This window comes from Streptomyces sp. NPDC005151, assembly GCF_053599875.1.
In genome coordinates this window covers 76,279-83,380 of the sequence record NZ_JBSFYR010000028.1, presented here as the reverse complement: position 1 = coordinate 83,380, position 7,102 = coordinate 76,279, and the positions used below count along the sequence as shown (strand labels likewise).

General features: G+C 71.1%; 7 protein-coding genes. 3 read left to right on the top strand and 4 right to left on the bottom strand.

Annotated features, from left to right (window positions below; all coding sequences use genetic code 11):
• Positions 1-104 precede the first annotated feature (104 nt).
• From ACWD6R_RS17620 to ACWD6R_RS17610, 3 genes are all read right to left on the bottom strand, one after another.
• Entirely contained in the window at positions 105-368 is a 264-nt protein-coding gene (locus ACWD6R_RS17620; RefSeq protein ID WP_451819499.1) for a type B 50S ribosomal protein L31, read from the bottom strand.
• 181 nt (positions 369-549) lie between these two features.
• Positions 550-1,431 carry a hypothetical protein gene (locus tag ACWD6R_RS17615; protein WP_451819498.1) on the bottom strand — a complete coding sequence of 294 codons (882 nt, stop codon included), beginning with the start codon at positions 1,429-1,431 and terminating at the stop codon, positions 550-552.
• 101 nt (positions 1,432-1,532) lie between these two features.
• Positions 1,533-2,417: an ABC transporter substrate-binding protein gene (locus ACWD6R_RS17610; protein WP_451819503.1), complete on the bottom strand. Its 885-nt coding sequence runs from the start codon at positions 2,415-2,417 to the stop codon at positions 1,533-1,535.
• A gap of 493 nt (positions 2,418-2,910) precedes the next feature.
• Between ACWD6R_RS17610 and ACWD6R_RS17605 the strand changes: the two genes are divergently transcribed.
• Both ACWD6R_RS17605 and ACWD6R_RS17600 read left to right on the top strand, forming a co-directional pair.
• The gene (locus ACWD6R_RS17605) at positions 2,911-3,267 is read left to right on the top strand and encodes a YciI family protein (RefSeq protein WP_451819497.1); all 357 of its coding nucleotides are present in this window, start codon (positions 2,911-2,913) and stop codon (positions 3,265-3,267) included.
• On the top strand, positions 3,267-4,553 hold the full coding sequence (locus ACWD6R_RS17600; RefSeq protein ID WP_451819496.1) for an RNA polymerase sigma factor: 1,287 nt from the start codon (positions 3,267-3,269) through the stop codon (positions 4,551-4,553). The genes ACWD6R_RS17605 and ACWD6R_RS17600 overlap by 1 nt, the downstream gene beginning before the upstream one ends.
• A gap of 329 nt (positions 4,554-4,882) precedes the next feature.
• Here ACWD6R_RS17600 and ACWD6R_RS17595 read toward each other — a convergent pair whose 3' ends face one another.
• Entirely contained in the window at positions 4,883-5,779 is an 897-nt protein-coding gene (locus ACWD6R_RS17595) for a LysR substrate-binding domain-containing protein (RefSeq protein WP_451819495.1), read from the bottom strand.
• Between the two features lie 80 nt (positions 5,780-5,859).
• Here ACWD6R_RS17595 and ACWD6R_RS17590 point away from each other — a divergent pair, with 80 nt between their 5' ends.
• Positions 5,860-7,098, top strand: coding sequence for an MFS transporter (locus ACWD6R_RS17590; protein ID WP_451819494.1), 1,239 nt, complete (start codon positions 5,860-5,862; stop codon positions 7,096-7,098).
• The last annotated feature ends 4 nt before the right edge of the window (positions 7,099-7,102 follow it).

The following is a 7,102-nucleotide window of genomic DNA, read 5'->3' as shown; positions in this document are numbered from 1 at the left end:
CAACAGCGCCCGCCAACACCACGGTTGCGGCACCGATTCGGACGTCGGATCTCCCCCAGATTGTCATGGCCGGGAGGCTAGCAGCCCGATAGGGCAGGTCGGGGTCATGGGGCTTTCGGGCGCTCTCCCTCCCCGTACCGGCGCTCGAACTTGGCGACCTGCCCCTCGGTGTCGACGACCCGGGCCTTGCCGGTGAAGAAGGGGTGGCTCTCGGCGGAGATCTCCACGTCGATGACGGGATAGGTCTCCCCGTCGTCCCACTGGATGGTCTGCTCGCTGGACGCGGTGGACCGGGTCAGAAAGGCGTAGCCCGCGGAGCGGTCGCGGAAGACGACGGGACGGTAGGAGGGGTGCTTGTCCTGCTGCATGCCTGCTCCTGGGGACGTACGTACGGACTCGGCTCAGCCCAGCCTCGCGAACGAAGCCGGTCGGCGCGATCGCAGACGGTCCGTACGGGGGGCGGTGCCGTGCCCCGGTGCCGTGCCGGGCCCGTCCGGCGCTTGATGGCGGGCCCTCGGACCCGACATGGGGCTCGGCGCACCGGACAGGTCACCGGCATCCCATGTGCTGCTTCATGGCGGGCCACGCCTCCACCCCGTCCGGGGTGCGGACATAGGCCCTGGACAGGTCGTCCGTCAGCCACAGTTCCCAGTCGTCCAGGTGGTAGCCCGTGGACCGCGCACCGGCGGGCATCGTCACGTCCCCGTCGTACGCCGAGGTGAGCATGTCCGAGGGAAGCACCCGATTCGGATCACGCGCGTACACCTTCCGGCCGGCCGAGCCCTCCCCCGAACCCGCGCCCCAGTCGAGGAAGTTCGCCTCCTGCCAGTCGCAGTGCGCCGCGCCCACCGAGCTGCTCACCTTGGACACGGGCACCCGGTGGCCGTCCTTGTCGGTCCAGACCCGGTACGGCTGCTTGTCCGTATAGCTCGACGGCAGCTCCGCCGGGTCGCACGCGGCAGTGGTCTCCGGACCCCAGCCCGGGCGCCCCTTGCGGTCCTTGGCGACGACGACGGCGATCTTCGTCCTGCGGTCCACGTCGAACGAGTACAGGACCCGGTCCGTCTCCTCGCGTTCCACCCGGTAGCCGTACTGCGGCAGATCGGACTGCTCCAGCTCAAAGTACAACTTCAGCCCTTCCTCGGGCGTCGCCCCGCCGTCGCCCTTGCTCCAGGTTTCGCCGCCGCCGCCGGAGTAGATGCCCTCGTCGCACTCCAGAGCGCGGCCGGCGGCCCCCGATGCCGTCTTCCTCGCCTGCGGGGTGTCGGCTTCGACGTTCGGATGCGGTACGTCGAGCGGGCCGCTGTAGGGCGCGGCCGGTGGGCTCCCCTCGGTCACGAGATCCTCGGAGGCAGCCCCGCCGCACGCCACCGCCGACAGCGCGGTCACCAGGATCACCGTGACCGTTCCGCCCGCCCTGCCTCTGTTCATGCCCCGCCCCTGTCCGTTGTTCATGCCCCGCCCCTGTCCGTCCTCGACCCTCGCTTCTTGCCCGTCGGACGTGCCCGGCGGTGCGACGGTTCCGGCGCGCGCTACCGGCCCTGCGCCGCCTCCACCGCGTCGGCCACCAGCGTCAGGAACCGTGCATGGGCCTGGGGGCTGCAGACCGGTTCCGGATTCCACGGCACCACCGCGGCCGCCCGCTCCAGCGCCGACCAGTCAGCGTTCGACCGGAGCCGGTCCAGGGGTGTGGCATTGGACCGGATGTCGGTGAGCAGGATCCTGGGACGGCGGGCCGCCGCCTCCGCCCAGCCGACCGTGGACCAGTTGACACCGGGCCCGGCGGCCGGTTCGAGGACGTCGACGCCCAGCTCCGCCAGCACGCGCAGCTCCGGCCACATGCGGGGACGCGCGAGATGCGCCCGGTCCTGCCCCGCCGGTGACAGGGCGAGGACCCTGGGCCGGGACGGACCGGCGGCGAGACTACGCAGCCGCTCCCGGGCTGCTTCCAGGTCCTGCGTCGCCAGCGACCCTCCCTCCTCGGCCCCGAGCGAGCGGGCCAGCTCGGCAAACCGGTCACCGATGCCGGCGAGGGTGCGTGCCTGACCCACGTCGATCACGACGACCGGAACGTGCTCCTCCAGGTGCTTGGCGGTCTCCGGGGCCAGCCCGTAGACATGCCCTCCCCCGTAGCTGACGGCCACCACGAGGTCCGGCTCGCCCCGCAGGAGGGTGTCCACGTCCAGGACGCTGCCCGCACCGAGATAGTCGACCTCGGTGAGCGGCAGCGACCCGCTCTTGGCCCGGTCGGGCGACTCGCCGTCGTGGTCCGATCCGAAGATCCCGCTCGGACGTATCCCGTGGTCCCACAGCGTGGCTCCGGCCTGGACATAGGCGAGCACACGCGACGGGCGCCGCCCGGCACTCGACAGTTGTCCACGGTCGTCGGAGAACTGCCACTCGGTCCGCTCGCTCACATCGCACACCCTTCTGCACCCGACTGCCCGGCCCCGGTCCGGCTCGTACACCAGTACCTGCCCAGCTCCTTGCCGGGGCATCCCTCGGCCCGTACCGTCGTCGATCACGAAGGCCAGATCGGGTTCGAGGTACGCGTAGGGCGTGGCGAAGATCGAGGGCATCAGCTCCGGGTCCGGATACCGATGCCGGGAGTCGCCGCCGTTGTCGGCCGTCCGGACGCAGATGCCCGAAAGGGCCGCGTGGTCGTCGGGGTGGTAGTCCCGTGGGCCGGGAGGCTGGGTCATCGCCTCATCCTGCCGACATTGGGAGCGCTCCCACACGTCCCCGTATGCGGAAAACAGCAGAACTCGTGGGGAGCACCGGAATCACGCGGAGCACCGGCAGAAAATTCTTCGGGACACGACCGTGTTGCGTGTCGATCCGGGCAGCAGCCGTTCGTATAGAGGGTGAGACGCCGGCACGGTGCCGACGTCTCACCCCAGGAGGAACACCATGAAGCACTACCTGCTCAGCGTGATCACGCCGACCGGGGGCGAGATGCCCGCCCCCGAGGTGCTGGAAGGGATCATGCGGAACGTGGAGGTCTTCCACCAGGAGCTCCGGGAGGCCGGGGCCTGGGTGTTCGCCGGAGGACTGAACGCCCCCAGCTCAGCCACTGTGGTGCGGGCGAAGGACGGCGACACACTGCTCACCGACGGCCCGTACGCCGAGGGGAAGGAGTACCTCGGCGGGCTGTGCATCATCAAGGCAGCCGATCTGGATGCCGCCCTCGACTGGGGCCGCAAGGCCGCGCGGGCGATCACCCTGCCCATCGAGGTCCGGCCGTTCGAGGGTGAAGTGGAGGGCTGATGTCCGGCGCCTCCCGGCACCCCGGCGCCGCCGAGCCGCCCCGTCCCACCGGCGCACCGGCCGTACTCACCGCGGACATCGAGCGTCTCTTCCGCGAGGAGTACGGCCGCTCGGTGGCGGTACTCGTGCGCGCCTTCGGCGACATCGACATCGCGGAGGAGGCGGTCCAGGAGGCGTTCGCCACCGCGTTGGACCGGTGGCCCTCGGCCGGGCTGCCGCCCGCACCGGCCGGCTGGATCATCACCACGGCGCGGAACCGGGCGATCGACCGCCTGCGCCGGGAGGTCTCCCGCGCCGACCGCCAGGCCCGGGCGGCCCCGGCGCAGTCCATGGACGCCCGGAGCGAACCGGCGGAGGAGGGTCCCGTGCATGACGACCGGCTACGGCTGATCTTCACCTGCTGCCACCCCGCGCTCTCCACCGGTGCGCAGGTCGCGCTGACGCTGCGACTGCTGGGCGGGCTGAGCACGGCGGAGCTCGCGCATGCGTTCCTGGTGCCCGAACCGACCATGGCGCAGCGACTGGTGCGCGCCAAGGGGAAGATCCGTGATGCCCGGATTCCCTACCGGGTACCGGCCGATGCCGACCTTCCGGACCGGGTCCGGTCCGTGCTCGCCGTGGTGTATCTGATCTTCAACGAAGGGCATACGGCGAGCTCCGGCGACCGACTGGTGCGCGAGGACCTCTGTGCGGAGGCCATCCGCCTCGGGCGGCTCCTGGCCGGTCTGATGCCGGACGAACCGGAGGTGCGGGGACTGCTCGCGCTGATGCTGCTCACCGAGTCGCGCCGCACCGCCCGTACCGGCCCGGGCGGTGAGCTGGTGCCGCTCGCCGAGCAGGACCGAAGGCGGTGGGACCACGAGCTGATCGCCGAGGGTCAGGCGCTCGTACGGCAGTGTCTGCGCCGCGACCGTCCCGGCCCGTACCAGATCCAGGCCGCGATCAACGCGGTGCACAGCGATGCGCCGACCGCGGCCGGCACCGACTGGGAGCAGATCCTGCGGCTGTACGACCAGTTGCTGGCGCAGGCGCCGACGCCGGTGGTGGCGCTCAACCGTGCCGTCGCGGTGGCCGAGGTCGAGGGACCGGACGCGGCGCTCGCGCTCGTGGAGCAGCTCGCACTCGACCGCTACCACGTGTTCCACGCCGTACGGGCCGACCTGCTGCGACGCCTGGGCCGTACCGCCGAGGCGGCGACGGCGTACGACGCTGCAGTCGCCCGTACGCAGAACGCCGCCGAGCAGGAGTTCCTTCGCCGTCGGCGCCGGGCTCTGCCGGCGGGCTGAACGGACCCGCGTGCGGGCGGGGTCGGCCACCGCTTCTCCCCGTGCAGGACCCAGTGCCTCTCGTTTGGATCATGCCGGGCTCGCGGGGCCCGGCACGCACATCTGCGGCGTTGTCGTCAGTTTTCCCCAAGCTCTCGGCTTCGCTCGAGCAGGGGAGACCCATTCGCTCCGCGTGGGCTCCTTCCTCCGCCTTGCAGCTGCACGCACCACGGCGACACCAGCCGCTCCGCGGCGGGCCGCTCCCTGATCCGGCCTGATCCAAACGAAAGACCCCAGCCGCGCCGGATCCGGTGGACACGAACCGTACGAGGCGTGGTCGAAGTCTCTCCTCAAAGGGTTTTGGGAGAGAACTCGTCGTCCCCGATGTCCAGACCCGCCAGGAATGCCGCAGCCGCCGGTGTGGGGCGGAACCGGCTCCACACCAGCCGTTCCGTCCGTGCGGGCGCATTGCGCACCGGAAGCACGGTGAGCCCCGTCAGCTCCGCCGCGAACGCGGCAGGCAGGAGAGCGACGACCAGTCCGCTGCGTACCAACCGGACGATGAATTCGGTTCCGCTGACCTCGAACGCCACTTCACGGGTGAGTCCGGACGCCTCGAAAGCCTCCTCCGACTGGGCGCGGGCCGCGGTCCCGGCGGGGTAGTCGACGAACGTCTCCCGCGCCAACCGCTCCAGGTCCACCTCGGACTCATCGGCCAGCGGGTGGCCGGGCGCCACCACGGCGGCGAGTTCCCCGCGCCCCAGTTCGCGGTCGCGCACCCCCTTCGGCCGGTAGCTCGGCAGTACACCGAGGAACGCCACGTCGAGCGTCCCGTCCCGCACTTCCTGAACGAGGTCCTTGCTCGCCCCTTCCCTCAGGTCGATACGGACCTTCGGATGGCGGCAATGGAACTCCCGCAGTGCGGCCGGGATGTCGACCGCGGAGAGCGTCGGGATCGCCCCGATGCCGAGACGCCCGCTGATTTCCCCCGCCGCTGCCGTCACCTCGGCGCGGGCCCGCTCGGCCGCGTCCAGCGCCTGCCGGGCCGCTGGCAGGAACGCCTCACCGGCGGCGGTGAGCCGGACCTGACGGCTCGTGCGATCGAACAGCCGGGCGCCGAGCTCCTTCTCCAGACGGGCGATCTGATGACTCAGGGCCGACTGGACGACCAGGCATTTCTTCGCGGCGCGCGTGAAGTTTTCCAGCTCCGCCACCGCCACCACGTACCGCATCTGCTGAAGCTCCATACATCTATCGTGAACCACGATCGATCGCATGAAAAACATGTGTTGGACTCATGGATGTCCGATCCCCGAGGCTGAGGGGCATGGCTCACTCCACACAGGCGCTACGGCGCAGCACGGCTCTGCCGATTCCACCCGAGGCGTCGCCCGTCCTCGGCCGCGGGCTCGTTCTCCTGATGGCCGTCGCGGCCGGGCTCTCGGCAGCGGGCAACTACTTCGCGCAGCCGCTCCTCGACGTGATCGAGGCGAATCTGCACATCGGTGTCACGGCGGCGGGGCTGATCGTGACCGCCGCCCAGGGCGGCTACGCGCTGGGCCTGATCCTGCTCGTTCCGCTCGGGGACGTCATGGAGCGCCGAAAGCTGGCGGTGGGCCTGTTCGCGCTCACGGCGCTCTTCCTGCTGCTGACCGCCGGTGCCCCCACCGGCCCCCTGCTGATCGCCGGGACGGCGCTCACGGCGCTCACCTCCGTCGGCGCCCAGGTCGTGGTGCCGTTCGCGGCGACTCTCGCGGCTCCGGCCGAACGCGGCAGGATCGTCGGCGTCGTCATGTCGGGCGTCCTGCTGGGCGGCCTGGTCGGGCGTCTGGCCTCCGGCGCGCTGTCGGAGCTCGGCGGCTGGCGGACTGCGTACTGGGTGAACGCCCTGCTCATGGCGGCCATGGCGGTGCTCCTGCATCGCAATCTGCCCCGGCTGCCCCGGTCGGACGACACCGCCCCGATGGGTTACGCCGGGCTGCTGCGCTCCACCCTCTCCCTGCTGCGCACGGAGCCCCTGCTGCGCTGGCGGTCCGCCGTCGCCGCCTTCTCCATGGCCTCGTACAGCGTGCAGCTGACCGCGCTGACCTTCCTGCTGACCCGGGCGCCCTACAACTGGAACGCGGCCGCGATCGGACTCTTCGGACTCGTGGGCGTCATCGGTGTGGTCGGCATGAACTTCGCGGCCCGGCTGAGCGACCGCGGCCGTGTGCAGGCGGTCTCCGGGGCCTCGGCCGCCCTGCTCGCCCTCTCCTGGCTGCTGCTTCTCGCCGGCGAGTCCTCGCTGCTGTGGCTAGCGCTCGGCGTGATCTCGCTGAACGTGGCCCAGCAGGCGGCACTCAACAGCAGTCAGAACGTGATCTACGCGCTCCGCCCCGAGGCCCGCAACCGGATCAACTCCGGGTTCATGACCCTCTTCTTCCTGGGCGGGGCCGCGGGATCGGCACTCGCCTCGGTGGTCTGGTCGCGCGCGGGCTGGACCGGCATCTGCGTCCTGGGCGGCTCGCTGGCCGCGGGCAGCTTCGTACTCTGGGTGCTGGAGCGGGTACGGATCCGGGCGCGGTGAGGTG